Here is a 17204-nt window from a genome sequence, read left to right as displayed (position 1 = left end):
TTAAAAATACAATTCTGAAAGCAATTCACAACTTTCTGGAAGTCATTTATTTCCAGTTTCCGCCTGTGAATCCTGATTAAAAATACAATTCTGAAAGCAATTCACAACTATAATCTGGGCCGGGGGCGGGAATCATACCTGTGAATCCTGATTAAAAATACAATTCTGAAAGCAATTCACAACTTTCCGGCGTTCATAGTTCGCGCCCGTTCTCCTGTGAATCCTGATTAAAAATACAATTCTGAAAGCAATTCACAACTCCTTTTCTGGGATAAGCTCAAACCTGTTACCTGTGAATCCTGATTAAAAATACAATTCTGAAAGCAATTCACAACGGAAAGGCCTTCCAGCACCATCTTTTTCTCCCTGTGAATCCTGATTAAAAATACAATTCTGAAAGCAATTCACAACTGAGGCTTTTGAACCCTATACTTTACTTTTCCTGTGAATCCTGATTAAAAATACAATTCTGAAAGCAATTCACAACTAGGTTTGAACAAGATCATCATGTATGAAGCCTGTGAATCCTGATTAAAAATACAATTCTGAAAGCAATTCACAACTGGAATATACCGAGTATAAGGCTTCCCGTGCCTGTGAATCCTGATTAAAAATACAATTCTGAAAGCAATTCACAACAGGTTTCTACTTCGGCCAAAAATTTACTAACCTGTGAATCCTGATTAAAAATACAATTCTGAAAGCAATTCACAACTCAAAAACGGTTGTCCCGTCTTTTTCTAAACCTGTGAATCCTGATTAAAAATACAATTCTGAAAGCAATTCACAACGGCAGCAGCTCGAAATAGTATTGAAAAAATCCTGTGAATCCTGATTAAAAATACAATTCTGAAAGCAATTCACAACACAACAACTAGCATTACTGCAAACTCTTTTCCTGTGAATCCTGATTAAAAATACAATTCTGAAAGCAATTCACAACATAAATCTTTTCCTCAATGCCATTTTCAGACCTGTGAATCCTGATTAAAAATACAATTCTGAAAGCAATTCACAACACCAAAACAGATAGCCTTATGAATAGACACCTGTGAATCCTGATTAAAAATACAATTCTGAAAGCAATTCACAACTTAGGCAGGTTGTTTGTTTTCTTTTATAAGCCTGTGAATCCTGATTAAAAATACAATTCTGAAAGCAATTCACAACGGGTCGGCGGCTGGTAATTCCCTAACATTCCTGTGAATCCTGATTAAAAATACAATTCTGAAAGCAATTCACAACAGGCCATAAGAGGCGATATGTCGCAGGATGCCTGTGAATCCTGATTAAAAATACAATTCTGAAAGCAATTCACAACCGCCATCCTGTATGGCTTTGAATACGGTATCCTGTGAATCCTGATTAAAAATACAATTCTGAAAGCAATTCACAACAGTTCTAATTATGATTGATGCCGGGTTAAGCCTGTGAATCCTGATTAAAAATACAATTCTGAAAGCAATTCACAACCTTTTTTCCTGCCTTTCTGTTACCTGGTGACCTGTGAATCCTGATTAAAAATACAATTCTGAAAGCAATTCACAACATGAAATGAATAATATATGTTGGGACTTACCTGTGAATCCTGATTAAAAATACAATTCTGAAAGCAATTCACAACTGAAAAGGCATCTATCCTATAGGTACCACACCTGTGAATCCTGATTAAAAATACAATTCTGAAAGCAATTCACAACCGTCAATGTTTGAAAGCTTCGATATTTCAACCTGTGAATCCTGATTAAAAATACAATTCTGAAAGCAATTCACAACTTAACAGGCTGACTAAGTAAATCCCTTTGACCTGTGAATCCTGATTAAAAATACAATTCTGAAAGCAATTCACAACTTAGGTGACAGCAGATTCCACCGTTGCTTTCCTGTGAATCCTGATTAAAAATACAATTCTGAAAGCAATTCACAACTGGATAGGTGATGGCAAGCAGCAGGAAAAACCTGTGAATCCTGATTAAAAATACAATTCTGAAAGCAATTCACAACTCGGTGAGGGTCGCACCGTCAAAATGCTCTCCTGTGAATCCTGATTAAAAATACAATTCTGAAAGCAATTCACAACTTACATACTTTGCACCGGCCATAGAAGTGTCCTGTGAATCCTGATTAAAAATACAATTCTGAAAGCAATTCACAACCTGGCTGAAGCGAGGAATTTTTTAAGTGATCCTGTGAATCCTGATTAAAAATACAATTCTGAAAGCAATTCACAACTTCCAATACACCCGTTTGTCCAAGTCCGTACCTGTGAATCCTGATTAAAAATACAATTCTGAAAGCAATTCACAACTAGTTAATAGATGTTATTTGATCTTGGATTCCTGTGAATCCTGATTAAAAATACAATTCTGAAAGCAATTCACAACTTTACCGTTCGGCTACCGTTAATATGAAGGCCTGTGAATCCTGATTAAAAATACAATTCTGAAAGCAATTCACAACTTCGATATTATCGATGGTAAAGTTCACACCCTGTGAATCCTGATTAAAAATACAATTCTGAAAGCAATTCACAACCTGAAAGTTTGGTACCTACAAATTTGAAACCTGTGAATCCTGATTAAAAATACAATTCTGAAAGCAATTCACAACTAATGACTTAGACACTATGTATGCAGATCACCTGTGAATCCTGATTAAAAATACAATTCTGAAAGCAATTCACAACTATTGAAAGAGCAGAACGTTTTTTATCTGCCTGTGAATCCTGATTAAAAATACAATTCTGAAAGCAATTCACAACCCAATTAGCCATAGAACAATTAAGCCTTGCCCTGTGAATCCTGATTAAAAATACAATTCTGAAAGCAATTCACAACTAGTAGGTAAGAGAAGAATTGAAACCAAAACCTGTGAATCCTGATTAAAAATACAATTCTGAAAGCAATTCACAACAGCCCTGGAACTGATGGCCGAAAATTTCTCCTGTGAATCCTGATTAAAAATACAATTCTGAAAGCAATTCACAACGGATTGCCGATAATATGAATGTGGAGAGCCCTGTGAATCCTGATTAAAAATACAATTCTGAAAGCAATTCACAACGGTATTTTCATTAGGGTAAAACCACGCTGACCTGTGAATCCTGATTAAAAATACAATTCTGAAAGCAATTCACAACAATCGTCTGTAGGGTTAACAGGAGTAGGGGCCTGTGAATCCTGATTAAAAATACAATTCTGAAAGCAATTCACAACGACCTTTCGGCATTGTCTTTTAAAAATTGCCCTGTGAATCCTGATTAAAAATACAATTCTGAAAGCAATTCACAACTAAGCTTTACGTTACCATTCTTTTTGGCTTCCTGTGAATCCTGATTAAAAATACAATTCTGAAAGCAATTCACAACACATCAACAGCTACCCCTATTAAAGCAAAACCTGTGAATCCTGATTAAAAATACAATTCTGAAAGCAATTCACAACTATCGGCCTGTATTTCTTCCTGGGTTCTGTCCTGTGAATCCTGATTAAAAATACAATTCTGAAAGCAATTCACAACGGCTTTTGACTGCGGGAGCGCGAACTGATCCCTGTGAATCCTGATTAAAAATACAATTCTGAAAGCAATTCACAACATGTTTCGAGCAGGTCTTTATTGTACTTCACCTGTGAATCCTGATTAAAAATACAATTCTGAAAGCAATTCACAACTGTAGTTGTCAGTTCTTTCAAAAACATTTCCCTGTGAATCCTGATTAAAAATACAATTCTGAAAGCAATTCACAACAAACTGAACATAACGCCACCGTTACGCTTCCCTGTGAATCCTGATTAAAAATACAATTCTGAAAGCAATTCACAACTATCGGTTGCCTTTTCTCTTTTAATACCTCCCTGTGAATCCTGATTAAAAATACAATTCTGAAAGCAATTCACAACAAGAGCAACGATTAGCATTAAGACAGGTAGCCTGTGAATCCTGATTAAAAATACAATTCTGAAAGCAATTCACAACCAGGAAGAAGGGAATAATATCTCATTCTTTCCTGTGAATCCTGATTAAAAATACAATTCTGAAAGCAATTCACAACAAAGCTTGTCATATACTTCGTTATTCTTCTCCTGTGAATCCTGATTAAAAATACAATTCTGAAAGCAATTCACAACTTTTCGGCTTGTGGTGTTGTAGTTTCCATACCTGTGAATCCTGATTAAAAATACAATTCTGAAAGCAATTCACAACCCAAACCTTACGACTTTATGACAAGCAGTACCTGAAGATCCTGATCCATTACAATTTGTGACATTTGAAAAATGAAAATCCCAACAGATCAGGATTGAATTAATTAAAAAACAGCTATCCATATTAAATAAATTCGGATTTATTAAAAGAAATAATCCAGCTAACCATACTTGTGCCAACGGCTCATCTCATATTTCGGGTGATTGTAGAAAAAGCGTAATTTTAGAAACCAGGAAAAAATGGTCAAGTCGACAAGTCCGCGTCCCACTCCCGCAACTTGCGAACCGCCAACGGTTGAGAATTACAAAGAACCTAGATAATTTTTTTGGAATATTGGTAACTCAATGATAAAATCCTGATTTTGAAACACAAATAAGGTTATCCCAAAATTCTTTAAAAAATTAAAATAAAAGAATAGAGTTTAAATTGACGCAACTTTTGGGACTTATTCGCATCTTTTAAAAAAGAGAGTATGGAACTAAAAAAATTAATTTTCATCGGAATTTTAATAATTGCTGCTTCGTGTAGCAAGGAAGAAGACAATAATAACGAACGTTTATTGGGAATTTATACTGAGACTTTACCATTTTCCGAAACTCATACTTTAAATTTTATTGATAATAACAGGTTAATTTTAAATGCTAGAAATTCGACAGAAGAAGAATTTATCTACGTATTGAGAGATAATATTATAGAACTTACTCCAACTCGTGATTTATCTCAACAATGGGATTTACAAATTAATATTATAAGCAGTAAGAAATTTGAGATACAAAATATCTTTTATGCAAGCATACCTGAAGATCCTGATCCATTAAAATTTGTGACCTTTGAAAAATGAAAATCCTAACAGATCAGGATTGATTTAATTAAATAATAGCTATCCAATTTAAATAAATTCAGATTTATTAAAAGTAATAATACAACTAACCATATTTCTGCCAACAGCTCATCTCAAATTACGGGTAATTGTAGAAAAAGTGTAATTTTAGATACCAGGAAAGAAAATGGGTAAGCCGACTAATCTTGGCTCCTACTCCGCAACTTGTAACCGCGAACCATTATAAGCAAGTGCTCCTGAACTGATATCTTTACAAATTTTAATTAAATGGCTAAAATTTCAAAATCCCAAAAACAAATTACCACGCTTACAAATAATTAAATTCCTCGAATTTTAATTTATATGAAGAAAATTATCTCATTATTACTTTTGGTAACATCCTTAAGTTTAAATGCGCAAATAACTAAAAATAACTGGCTTGTAGGAGGTGGTATTTCTTTTTCTTATTCAAAAAGTAAACCAGAAGGTGCAGTTGATTCGGAGGCATTTAATATTAACTTATCACCTGATATAGGTTATTTCATTTGGGATAAATTCGCATTTGGTAGTAGGTTGGATTTCGACCTTAATCATTACAAATCAGATAATGGAAATTCAAATTTTAAAAGGCTCTTGGTATCACCTTTTTTAAGGTTTTATTTTTTAGATGAAGAAAAAATGGTAAACCCTTTTATAGAGGGTTCTTATCGTTTTAGTTTAATTAATGAAAATAATTCACAAGAATTTTCGGCTAAAGGTGGGATTGCTATATTTCTAAATAATAGTGTAGCTTATGAAATATTCCTTAACTACTTAAATTCTACGACTCAAAATCAATATATTGGAAGCCATACCCTTTTATTAGGAATTGGAATCCAGGTCCATCTAAAGAAGAACTAAAAACTTATAGTAAGAAATTTTATTGTAACTCGAATTTTGTATTCTTAAAAACTAAGGTTGACATAGATGTCGCACCAGCTTATAACATCGTTTACCGCAAATGGCGGGTTTTAGAGAAAAGAACTAAATTATTTCCATGACAAATAAAATCGGTTAGCCGACAAATCCGCGTCCCATTACTCTGCCAACTGGCGAGGCGGTTCCAACCAATAACTCCCAATGAAATTATTTAAACTAAATCTAAAATATATTTTGAATAACTTAATCCCGGAATTTCTTTAACAAAATCATTATGAAATTTAAAAAAAAACTAACCTGGTTTTTTTCTGCTGCCGCAATTTCATTGGCAGTGCTGGGACTTTATGCTTTCAAAGCTGCTCATAATCCCGACAAAGGATACGTTGTAACTCAAAGTCGGTGGAAAAACCTTAAAGTTCTTCCGCAGGATATTACAAAAGACAGCCTCATGGGGCTTATGAAGAATTATGAAACCTCCCTTAGTGTACACTGCAATTATTGTCATACACCAAGTAAAGAAGATCCCACCAAATTAGATTTTCCCAGTGATGAAAAACTCGAGAAGGTAATTGCACGTGGAATGATTAAAATGACCAATGAGGTAAACGCCAATTATTTTCAACCCTACTTTCCCGATCCAAAACCCAAACAGGTGCAGGTGGTAAACTGTGTATTGTGCCATCGCGGCGCACCTAATCCTGAAAAATATTTGTCGCAAATGGGAAAAATGTATAAGACCTATGATCCTGATAGGGACAATAGAAAAGAGAAAGAACAGGAAAAGGAGAGAAAAAAAAGCGAATAAATCCTTAAAGTGGCACCATCACTCCGAAATAGCCAAACTCAATATGCTCTGGTTTTCACCATTGGAGATTTTGGAACAACCGGCAGGAGGTAGGCCGTCGTTTTGCTTTTTATGCCTTTTATAGATTTTTTGTAGAAATAGAATAAGATGTGGAGAGCAACAAGATTGTATGAAAAAGAAGTTTTATTACTGGTGATATTTTAGATAAATACAGTGATCCAAATTCTGATTTAATCTAAATTAACCTCAAAATTAAATAATTCTTTCGGATGAATTTCTAATCCTTTCGCCAGCTCAAAGACGGTAGGTAATTGTATTTTTACTTGCCCTTTTTCAATTTTAGCTATTTTGCTATGTTCCACATCACACCTTTTTGCCAATCCCCTTAAACTGAGTTTTTTTTCCTTAGTTCTATAATATTTAACCTTTTTCCCAAAGGCCACTAAATTTCTATCTAAATTGTTCCCTACCATTGTAATAACATGAAAGGGAAAGTTTGATAAAATTTGAAAAAATAATGTAGCCTAAATGAACTACAATTAAAATCTTTTCTTATATTTGATTTTAGAATATTAAATTTGCGATTCTTCTTTAGATAATATTAGAAGCATTCGCTTAGAGTCTCGCCAATTAAAACTGGTAATTTTAGCAACGAGATGATAGGTGAAATGCTCACGACCCGGGCGTGGGCTTACTTATTGTTGCACGGTATACCAGTACCTTATTGGCATAAGTATAGTTTCGCGCCCATTTTTTATGCGCTTACTTTTCTTCTCAAAGCTTATGTTTCTTCACCAAAGATTTCGCATTAGCATTATTCCCTACATAATAGGCCAGGGTGGCCGGCACTTTTTTAAGTGTAGTTTCTAATTCCTGTTTGCGGGAACAGGTCAAATCACAACAATCCCGTGGGTTGCCAATGCAAATCCCTACTGTATTGGTAGTTTGGGTGGGAAGCTTTTCATCGCAATAAGGGAAGATGAAGGCTGGGATTTTTGTAGGAACCAGGATGCTTTTTTTGCTCCAAATAGTTTGAATTAGTCAGTTAAAAAAATGCTTATGAAGCCCATAAGGGGCATTTAAAAAAGAAAGATGAACACTCGTTTGTGCGGGTAAAAGCAAAAAGCCTTCCCTCGAGATTGGCGTCGTACAGGGAAGGCCTAAGCTTAAATAAAACTAATGTTTCATTTTAACCAGTGTAAAATTATGAAAAATTTTTACAGGAGGGCCATGTTAATCATCATGTTCCTACTTGCCATGGGATTTTTGGTGTTTTTAGCCATGATCCAGGCAAAGGCGGCAACGCCTAAATTTTATAAATCTGCATTTCAGCAAGAGGTAACCGGGCAGGTTACCGGCCCAACAGGAGAACCACTCCTGGGAGTTACCGTACTCGTAAAGAATAAACAATACGGTACTACCACCAATAAAGAAGGTATCTATAAACTACAGGCAGCGGCCAGCGATACCCTCGTTTTTTCATCTATTGGTTTTAAAAAACTTGAAGTCCCCTTACAGGGAAGGACCAGTGTAGATGTACAATTACAGGAAGATATCGCCTCTCTTGGTGAGGTAGAGATTAATGCAGGATACTATAACACCACTAAAAGAGAAAGTACTGGAAGTATTTCACGAGTTACTGCAGAGGAAATTGAGAATCAGCCGGTGGTGAGTCCGCTACAGGCTTTGCAGGGAAGGATGCCGGGCGTAGAAGTCACTTCTGGTGGATTTCAACCCGGTGCCGCCTCCACTATACGAATAAGGGGTATTAATAGTCTCCGGGAGGAGGGTAATTATCCCCTATATATCATTGATGGGGTCCCCTTTAACTCCACGCCCGTAGAGACTAATTCAAGCCTTTCTTACGTAGGAATAGACCCTCTAAATAACCTTGACATTAACAATATTCAAAGTATTGAAATCCTAAAAGATGCAGATGCTACCGCCATTTACGGTTCTCGGGGGGCTAATGGAGTAGTGCTTATTACTACGAAAAAAGGTACGCTTGGCACAGGTTTGCAGGCAAAGGTTTATTATGGTGCAGCTACTGTTCCAGGTAGATTGGATTTACTAAACACTCCAGAATATATTCAGGTAAGGCAGAGAGCTTTTGAAAATGATTCTATTCAACCAACAGCTTCCAATGCTCCTGACCTTATTTTATGGGATCAGGAAAATTACACAGATTGGCAGGATTTCCTTTACGGCAGTACTGCTGAGACTTCTAATACCAGTCTTAGTTTTACCGGTGGGGATGAAAGAACTTCATTCCGCTTTGGCGGCTCTTATTTTACCCAGGGCTCAATCTATCCGGCCGATTATGATTATAAAAAAATAACGGGCAATATCCATATGAACCATAGTTCCAGTGAGAATAAGTTCCAATTGGGTGTTACTTTGAATTACGGGGTTGATAGTAATGATTTGGTGGGAAGCTTGGGATACGATAATTCAACACTTTTTCTCCCTCCTAATGCTCCCGAAGTTTTTAATGAAGATGGTAGCTTGAATTGGGAAGACTGGGGAGCTGCAGGATTAAAAAATCCTCTGGAAGGTAATTTCAATACTAATAATAAAGAAACAAAAAATTTGATTTCAAATGTTTCTCTTTCCTACGAAGTTTTTCCCGGTTTGGAGCTAAAAAGCAGTTTAGGATATACGATATATACATCAGACGAATTAAGAAAACAACCTAAGCGCTCATACAATCCTGCGGATGCCATAACCCATAAATCGTTTCATTTACGCTCCGATCGTAAATCATGGATAATCGAACCTCAGATAAATTATGAGAATTCCTTTAATAAATTCCATTTGAAAACACTTTTGGGAGCTACATTCCAGGAAAATACTAGCTTTCACGAGAGTTTCCTGGCAGAAGGCTATGCTTCGGAAGCACTCATTGGGAATATTGGAGCGGCAGAAAAAATTACTAATGGAAATCGCTCTAACACCGAATATCATTATGATGCTGTTTTTTCAAGAGTAGGGGTTGACTGGGACCAGAAATACTTTTTAAACCTTACCGGAAGGCGTGATGGATCATCTCGTTTTGGGCCCAATAATCGTTTTGCCAATTTTGGTGCTGTCGGTGCAGCCTGGATCTTTGGTGATGAAGGATTTATGCAAAAGACATTTCCCTTTCTAAGTTTTGGAAAATTGCGAGGAAGCTATGGTTCCACGGGTAATGACCAAATTGGGGATTATGGATATTTAGATGCATATGAGGCAACAAGAGGGCCTGGTGGCTTATACCCTTCAGGTTTAGCCAATCCGAATTATTCTTGGGAAGTAAACAAGAAATTGGAATTTGCCCTGGAAATGGGATTTTGGAATGAAAGGGTAAGTTTCAGTCTTAGCCGTTACAAAAATAGATCTTCAAACCAGCTGGTAGGTTACCCACTTCCATATCTAACCGGTTTTACCTCAGTTCAGGCTAATTTGCCTGCAACGGTTGAGAATACCGGTTGGGAACTTTCATTACATGCAATTCCTATGGAACAACAAAAATTTAGGTGGGAAACCTCTTTAAATTTAAGTTTTCCGAAAAACAAATTGGTCAGTTATCCTGGAATAGAGGAATCTAGTTATGCGAACACTTACCGCGTGGGGGAACCTTTAAATATTGAGTTACTATATGAGTATACAGGTCTGGACCCTCAAACCGGATTTTACACAGTCAGGGATGTTAATGATGATGGGAGGTATGATTATAAAGATCGTATTGTCATCAAAGACCGGAACCGCCAATTTTATGGCGGGATAATTAATAATTTCCGGTTAGGGGGCTTTTCATTCAATTTCCTCTGGGAATTTGTTAAGCAGGAAGGAATAATTCCCAAATTTTCATATGGAAACAGAGGGAATGCCCTGGGTTATGCACTGTCGGCTTTAAAAGAGGAAGGGCCATTCCAACGAATATCACAAACCTATGCATCCCAGCAAGCCCATACTTATGCTTATAATTCTACATTTCCTTATAGAAATTCCTCTTATTGGAGGTTGAAAACACTCACTCTGGCGTATAATTTTCCACAAAATTTTACTTCGAAAATAGGGATGAAAAATTGCAGTCTATTTCTTCATGGTCAAAACCTATGGACGATAACTTCTTATGAAGGGATGGATGCAGAAAATCCCTATTCAGTAGGAATCGGAAATCTCAGAAGTGTTACAGCGGGTATAGAAGTTAATTTTTAAAAAATGAAGATTATGAAATCAATTAAATATCACCTTATCTTATTAGTAATTCCATTATTCCTTATCTCATGTGAAGATTTTTTGGAAGTAAAACCGCCTGATAGTAAACTGGTAGGGAAAGAAGTTTTCAGTAGTGATGCTACAGCAATTAGTGCTATGGAGGGAATTTATAATGAATTGTTTCAATCCGCCTTTTCCAACGGTTATAGCAGTAGTGTTACTGTACTTTCTGGCCTCTCTGCTGACCGTATCCACAATATTAATACTGGAAATGACAGTAGGATGCAATTCGAACAAAATGAAATATTGCCTGATAATACCAATAATCTTTATATCTGGGCCAGTGCTTATAACATCATTTATATGACAAACGCTCTTTTGGAGGGCCTAGAAAATTCTAATGAAATAACTCCCGATCTGAGTCTTCAATTAGAAGGGGAAGCAAGATTTATTCGGGCCTTCACCTATTTCTATCTGGTAAATTTATATGGTGATGTTCCCTTAATTCTTACTACCGATTATAATGTCAACCGTTTGGCTTCACGTATACCTATATCAGAAGTGCAGGATAATATTATAGAGGATCTTGGATTTTCAGTTGATGTATTAAATCCGGAATACCGGGATGGGGAGCGAACCCATGTGAATAAATTCGCAGCCATAGCTTTATTAGCAAGGGTTTATCTCTATTTGGAGGATTGGGAAAAGGCAGAAATGATGAGCACTAAAGTAATAGAGGAAGCCTCCATGTATGGTTTAACTGATTTAAATGAAGTTTTTCTGGCGAATAGTAAAGAAGCTATATGGCAAATTTCTCCAATTGGAGGCGGGGGGTATGCCTCTAATACCTACGAAGGAAATTTCTTTATCATCCATCCTATTTTTTCCTTTCTTGCCGCGGTAAAATTAGACGAAAATTTTGTGGAAAATTTTCATGCAAATGACGGGAGGCTTTTAAATTGGATCGGCTATAATGAGGCAAAACAGGCTCATTTTGCCTATAAGTATAAAATTTGGAGCAGTACTGAATTTCCGATTGAGGAATATTCTATGGTTCTTCGTTTGGCGGAGCTGTATTTAATTCGGGCAGAAGCCAGGGCCGAAAAAGGTGATATTGCTGGATCTATGCAGGATTTGGATACCATTAGAGATAGAGCAGGAATAGATCTTATAGCCGATACACAACCAGAAATTACACAAGATGACTTGTTGATGGAAATTCTGGCGGAACGGAGTAAAGAATTATTTGCTGAATGGGGGCATAGGTGGTTAGACTTGAAACGAACCGGGAAAGCCCAAGAAGTGTTGGGTTCAAATAACCCATATTGGGAATCTACTGATGTGTTATACCCCATTCCTGAAGAAGAAAGGAAAAAGAATCCGAACCTAAGTCAAAATCCTGGCTATTGATGAATCCCTTGCAAAGACATTACGTGTACCTTTTAAGCTTACTATGTTTAATAAGCTTTGGTTCCAGAGGTCAGAGTAAGAATGAAAAGCAAGAATGTTTTTCTTTTGCTTCAGACTCAATCTTTCGGCATGGAACATTGAAAAATGGATTTACCTATTATCTATTAAAAAACGATGATCCCAAGCAGGAGATACAAATGGAATTGGTAGTTAAGGCAGGTCGCACTCATGAAAATGAAGATCAGCTAGAGTATGCCCATCTTATAGAGCATTTATCAGCAGGAAAAACAAGGAATTTTCCGGATGTTCATAAATTTATCAAGGAAGTAGGGGGGTATAGTAATGCGGTGACATCCGCTCGCTTTACCAATTATTATGCAAGAATACCAGCCGGAACCAAAAAGGCGATAGATAGAAGTTTGCTTCTTCTTAAAGATTGGGCACAGGGGAATGAGTGGAGCCCAAAAGATATAGAAAAACAAAGTGCTGCAATCATGGGAGAAGGTAGGACTTTTGATTTCTATCAAAAATGGATAGGTGAAAAAATGAAAGAAAAAGTGCTGGAGGGCACCGGTTACAAATTCTATCCCAATTCTAAACGATTCAAAAATCTTGAAGAATTTAAACTAAACGCGTTTAACCAATATTATAAAACATGGTACCGCCCGGATTTGGAGGCTGCAATTATTGTTGGAAATATTGAGTTGGACAGCACGCAAAAGAAAATTGAACAATTATTTTCCAATTTGCGAACTCCTGAAAAACGGGTAAATGCTGACTATTATTTAGTGAAAAATAAGATTCGTTTAGACGGTAAAAACCATTTTTATACTGTAATTGATAGTACTGACCGGAAATCAATGGTTAAGATCATTCATTCTTGGCGAAATTTTGATAAGCCGGAATCTATTGAAGATTATCGAATGATGTTATTGCAATCTCTTTACACAATGATGATAAATTCCAGAGGAATACAGTTAATGCAACAATTTACACCTCCCTTTTCGGGTTTTGCTGCTAAATATGGAGTAAACCTATTACCTGACCGGCAGCTCGCTGCTTTTTCAATGGAAATTTCATTAGGGGCAGAGGATTCCAAGAGTCAAAAGACCCAGTTTCAAGAAGGAGTAATCGCATGGAAGCAGATGAACATGGAATTTACTGATGAGGAATTAGCTATGGCGAAAAAGAGGGTTCTGAGTATTTACAAAAATGATGAGCTCAGGGATAATGCCTCTAAAGCCACTAGATTAAAAGAATATTTTGTTTACAACAAGTGTTTTCCCAATACAGAGGAAGAGGTAAGTGTGGTATTATCCGTATTGCAAAAGATACAACTCTCAGACTTGGCTGATTTTGCTAAAACAAAAGGGAATATTGCAAAAAACACCAATTTCATCTTTTTTAAATCAGGGAAGGAAGAGGTGCCGAACCATGAGACCATCCAACAATGGATAGATGAAGTTGATACGATGTCGATAAATCCTTGGGAAAGAAAGATGTCAATCAAGACCCTTAAAAATCAGACTAAAGTATTTCAGTCTGAGGTAGCTGATTTACCAAACATAGAGGAAAATATGATTGGGGTATCATCTTTCCATCTTCCAAATGGAGTTAAAATATTACTTAAACCAACTAAACCTCGTCAAACCTTTTTTAAAAATAAAGTGTATATAAGTGCCTTTCGCTCCAATCAGGTTCCCCTGGAAAACAGGAAAGAGTATCTAACCGCGATTGTAGCACCAGAAGTTTTGGAATATTTAGGTGTAGGAGGATATAATAAATTTCAGATTGACCGTTTTAAGCGGGAAAAAGAAATAAAACTCCGCTTTGAAATGGACTATAAAAGTCAACAGATTTACGCTGAATCAAGTGTTCATGATTTACCTGACCTATTGGATTTATTTTATCTCTATTTGAAGAAACCGGGGAAGGATCAAAAAGGTTTTGAATTATGGAAGGTCAAAAAGAAAGAACAACTGAAAGGTAAAGACATAAGGGGGTCGAAGGAATTCTTAATGGAAAAGTTTAAGCATGTTTGGTATCCACAGTTGCCGGAGTTGGAAATAGAAGATTTGGATGATTTAAAATTAGATCAAATTTTAAGTAATTTGGATAAATGGTATTCAGGAATAGATAATTTCACTTTTATAGTTACTGGTGACTTCGATAAAGAAAAAGTTTCCGCATTACTGGCAAATACTTTATCTACTTTCCCTACTGACGAAAATCATTCTATCAGTATAAAAGATCCTTTTAAATTCCCTTTGCAAAAAATCGAAAAAAATCTTGAGTATAAGAATATTAATCAAGTTTTTACAAGCTTATATTTTCCGATTAAAGTGTCTCACAATCTAAAAACACAATTAGAGCTTCGAATTCTATCATACGCGTTACATAAGAAAATTTATGATCGTCTTCGTGATGGTTGTTATTCACCTTATGCTCGTGGAGCCTGGATGGATTACAAGAATAATATTTATGCATTTCAAATACATTTTGATAGTAATTTAGGAAATGAAAAAAGGATGAGGACCGCCGCTCTTGAAGAGTTCCGAAAGTTAAGAGATCAAGGTGTGGATGAGCAATGGTTTAAAACTACGGTTTCAAATGAGCTTTTATTCTATGAAGGACGCTTTGAAAGTTTTGGATATTTTAATTTTTGGCCTGAATATTTACAAAATAAAGAGGAAAATAAAGAGAATTCAATCCCGGAAGTTTTGGAATATGGAACCTTATTGGAATATTTTATAAATCTCGAAGATATTAATGAAGCGGCCAAAAAATATTTAAAAGATGACTGTTTTCAACAATTTACAGGATATCCTGAAGGTTATTGCAACTAAAATAAAAAACATCACTTCAGGCGTAAACCTGGAGTGATGTTCTTTACTAACCAATAACTTTGGAGAAGAAAAATTAAATCTCTTTTTTAATGGGCTATGGGTTAATAAGGGTCGCATCCTCTGAACCGCTTTGTTTCGGTTGTGTATCGTTCATTTCGTCATATACCGGATACTCTGTACCGCCTTCTTCGAATTTTACTTTACACGTAAATCCCTCGCCTTGACATTCCTGTTCGGCAATAGGTTGCCGAACACCTCCTACCTCAATGAAATCCTTAGGTTGTTGGATAGGAGAAACTTTTGAATTTCCTGTGTTAAAAGCCATTGCTATAGTGCCAAGAAGGACTAAAACAGGTAAAAAAATCTTTTTAGTTTTCATAATTAAAAATTTAAATTAAACAATTGCCTATTATTTATCCAGTCAGGCTTTTACTGGATCATTGCAATAATATTTTTATGAGTTGTGAATTTTAAGATGAACTTATGAGGTAAAGGTCTTAAAAGAATTTTGCTTTTGGCGGTTAACCTGTTGATCAAGAGGGCATTATTTAGGATTTCTATGTACGTCTGAAGGCGAGTAACCAAACCTCTTTTTAAATGACCTGGAGAAATGTGATGGGCTAACAAAACCACATTCCTGGGCTATGGCGCTTATAGGTCTTTCTGTTTCGGTTAATAATAAATGTGCTTTTTCCAATCGTTTTTCCTGAAGGAATTTATAGATACTCGTGCCATAATAGTGTTTGAAGCCTTTTTTTATTTTGCTTTCACTCACTCTGAAGATTGTGGCTAGTCCCTCCATGCCGGGAAATTTTTGATCGATGTTTTCTAGAAGGTATGTATGAATTTTCTCAATCAGTTCCCTGTTAGCCTGGAGTAAAATGGACCTGTTTCTTGTAGGATATTTAATTTTCTTCGAATGAACCCTTTTACGGTACTTTTCTAGTCTATCGTTTTGATAAACGATCTTATAGGCATTGATTAAAATCTCATTTTCTCCTACTCTATCGTTTTTGAGGTGGAGTTCAGCCTGGGTTTTAAAAAGTAAACCTTTTCCGTTTAGAAAATCCAATTTAAGTTTTTTTTTAGCAAAGTTTTTATTTAAAGTTTTGAATAGTTTTTCAAGCTTCAAAAAAGACTTCTCGGAAATAATGGCCTTTAAATTTTTAGGTTCGTGTTCCAATTCCAGATATTTTAGGGATTGGCTCGAAATATACTTAATGTCAAGATTCAGGTTAATAAATAGGGTGATGAGGTTTACCTGAGGATAACTTTTTTCTGAATGTGTATGATGAAAAAGAGTGTTAAGCTCTTCGTTCATTATATTGAGAAGTTTTATCAATGGTTCTAGAAATCCTGAATTAGCAGGATTTAATTGGAGGGTGAAATTGCCTTTAATAACTTCGATAATGAAGTCGCATAGCTCCTCAAGTTTGTTATGATTCCATTGCCCGTTCATAACATCTTTTTATTAAAATTAATCTTATTATTTCGTCAGCTTTATTTGAATTGCTTTAGAAATGCAATCGCTTCGGCCTCCGAAACAAACCTGCGGGTAGGGACGCTGGGCTTACTTGTTTGTAGAAAGATATCACTTAATTTTTCTGAGAATAGCTCTTTAACCAATAGGGCCACGGCGATAGCAAGATAAGACCCTTCTTCAGCCAAATAATCCCGAGCAGGTTTCTCTACGCTTTGTAACCGCCGCATATCACATAAAATGGGAAATTATTTTTCATTTTGAAACCTGATTCGATCCCTGACAATTATTTCTGCGGCTTTAAGATCTATATGGATATTGGGCTTATAGGTAAAGAAAAGAATTCCGTCCCTGCTCCAAAATTCTGCATATTTATTAATCAGTCCCATACCAGCACCTATTTTGAACTAATTTAATAAAAAAATAACGTCAAGGGATGTCAAAAACAGTCAAGTGATATTCAACGCGGGTAAAAATTGATCAATAGGTCTGGTTTTCTTTTCAAATTTGACTCTGAGGGTT

Annotated in this window: 9 protein-coding genes, 1 pseudogene and 1 CRISPR repeat array (1 of these 11 only partly in view); of the genes and pseudogenes, 6 read left to right on the top strand and 4 right to left on the bottom strand. The window is 35.9% G+C overall.

What is annotated here, in order from left to right; genetic code table 11:
* Window positions 1-4203: a CRISPR direct-repeat array (repeat unit 46 nt; unit sequence CCTGTGAATCCTGATTAAAAATACAATTCTGAAAGCAATTCACAAC); it reaches 242 nt to the left of the window's first position.
* Window positions 4204-4675: 472 nt separating this feature from the next.
* From C7S20_RS02630 to C7S20_RS02620, 3 genes are all read left to right on the top strand, one after another.
* On the top strand, window positions 4676-5044 hold the full coding sequence (locus C7S20_RS02630) for a hypothetical protein (RefSeq protein ID WP_107011022.1): 369 nt from the start codon (window positions 4676-4678) through the stop codon (window positions 5042-5044).
* A 342-nt stretch (window positions 5045-5386) separates the two neighbouring features.
* On the top strand, window positions 5387-5923 hold the full coding sequence (locus tag C7S20_RS02625; RefSeq protein WP_107011021.1) for a hypothetical protein: 537 nt from the start codon (window positions 5387-5389) through the stop codon (window positions 5921-5923).
* A 292-nt stretch (window positions 5924-6215) separates the two neighbouring features.
* Complete coding sequence (locus C7S20_RS02620; protein ID WP_107011020.1) at window positions 6216-6746, top strand: c-type cytochrome; 531 nt, start codon at window positions 6216-6218, stop codon at window positions 6744-6746.
* A gap of 230 nt (window positions 6747-6976) precedes the next feature.
* Here the strand turns inward: C7S20_RS02620 and C7S20_RS02615 are convergent, their stop codons facing one another.
* Window positions 6977-7219, bottom strand: a complete 243-nt coding sequence (locus C7S20_RS02615) for a helix-turn-helix domain-containing protein (RefSeq protein ID WP_107011019.1) — start codon at window positions 7217-7219, stop codon at window positions 6977-6979.
* Window positions 7220-7952: 733 nt separating this feature from the next.
* Here C7S20_RS02615 and C7S20_RS02610 point away from each other — a divergent pair.
* Genes C7S20_RS02610 through C7S20_RS02600 form a run of 3 tightly spaced genes read left to right on the top strand, consistent with a single transcriptional unit; the run spans window position 7953 to window position 15202 of the window.
* Window positions 7953-10946 carry a SusC/RagA family TonB-linked outer membrane protein gene (locus tag C7S20_RS02610; RefSeq protein ID WP_107011018.1) on the top strand — a complete coding sequence of 998 codons (2994 nt, stop codon included), beginning with the start codon at window positions 7953-7955 and terminating at the stop codon, window positions 10944-10946.
* A gap of 12 nt (window positions 10947-10958) precedes the next feature.
* Window positions 10959-12356: a RagB/SusD family nutrient uptake outer membrane protein gene (locus C7S20_RS02605; protein WP_107014068.1), complete on the top strand. Its 1398-nt coding sequence runs from the start codon at window positions 10959-10961 to the stop codon at window positions 12354-12356.
* On the top strand, window positions 12356-15202 hold the full coding sequence (locus C7S20_RS02600) for a M16 family metallopeptidase (RefSeq protein WP_107011017.1): 2847 nt from the start codon (window positions 12356-12358) through the stop codon (window positions 15200-15202). Before C7S20_RS02605 ends, C7S20_RS02600 begins: the two co-directional genes overlap by 1 nt.
* Before the next feature lie 94 nt (window positions 15203-15296).
* Here C7S20_RS02600 and C7S20_RS02595 read toward each other — a convergent pair whose 3' ends face one another.
* The 3 genes and pseudogenes from C7S20_RS02595 to C7S20_RS19985 form a co-directional block, all read right to left on the bottom strand.
* Window positions 15297-15581: a DUF6520 family protein gene (locus C7S20_RS02595; RefSeq protein WP_107011016.1), complete on the bottom strand. Its 285-nt coding sequence runs from the start codon at window positions 15579-15581 to the stop codon at window positions 15297-15299.
* A 165-nt stretch (window positions 15582-15746) separates the two neighbouring features.
* A complete protein-coding gene (locus C7S20_RS02590; RefSeq protein WP_107011015.1) occupies window positions 15747-16661 on the bottom strand; it encodes a helix-turn-helix domain-containing protein in 915 nt (304 codons plus the stop codon).
* A 41-nt stretch (window positions 16662-16702) separates the two neighbouring features.
* A pseudogene (locus tag C7S20_RS19985) lies at window positions 16703-17071 on the bottom strand (DUF7793 family protein).
* Between the last annotated feature and the right edge of the window lie 133 nt (window positions 17072-17204).

Origin of the sequence: Christiangramia fulva (assembly GCF_003024155.1) — a bacterium.
Taxonomy (GTDB): domain Bacteria; phylum Bacteroidota; class Bacteroidia; order Flavobacteriales; family Flavobacteriaceae; genus Christiangramia; species Christiangramia fulva.
The sequence above is the reverse complement of the archived record's forward strand: the minus strand, read 5'-3'. Positions and strand labels throughout refer to the sequence as shown.

Coding starts and splice junctions, on each gene's coding strand:
- C7S20_RS02595 (WP_107011016.1), bottom strand. CDS start 15,581: ATGAAAACTAAAAAGATTTTTTTACCTGTTTTAGTCCTTCTTGGCACT.
- C7S20_RS02605 (WP_107014068.1), top strand. CDS start 10,959: ATGAAATCAATTAAATATCACCTTATCTTATTAGTAATTCCATTATTC.
- C7S20_RS02620 (WP_107011020.1), top strand. CDS start 6,216: ATGAAATTTAAAAAAAAACTAACCTGGTTTTTTTCTGCTGCCGCAATT.
- C7S20_RS02610 (WP_107011018.1), top strand. CDS start 7,953: ATGAAAAATTTTTACAGGAGGGCCATGTTAATCATCATGTTCCTACTT.
- C7S20_RS02590 (WP_107011015.1), bottom strand. CDS start 16,661: ATGAACGGGCAATGGAATCATAACAAACTTGAGGAGCTATGCGACTTC.
- C7S20_RS02600 (WP_107011017.1), top strand. CDS start 12,356: ATGAATCCCTTGCAAAGACATTACGTGTACCTTTTAAGCTTACTATGT.
- C7S20_RS02625 (WP_107011021.1), top strand. CDS start 5,387: ATGAAGAAAATTATCTCATTATTACTTTTGGTAACATCCTTAAGTTTA.
- C7S20_RS02630 (WP_107011022.1), top strand. CDS start 4,676: ATGGAACTAAAAAAATTAATTTTCATCGGAATTTTAATAATTGCTGCT.
- C7S20_RS02615 (WP_107011019.1), bottom strand. CDS start 7,219: ATGGTAGGGAACAATTTAGATAGAAATTTAGTGGCCTTTGGGAAAAAG.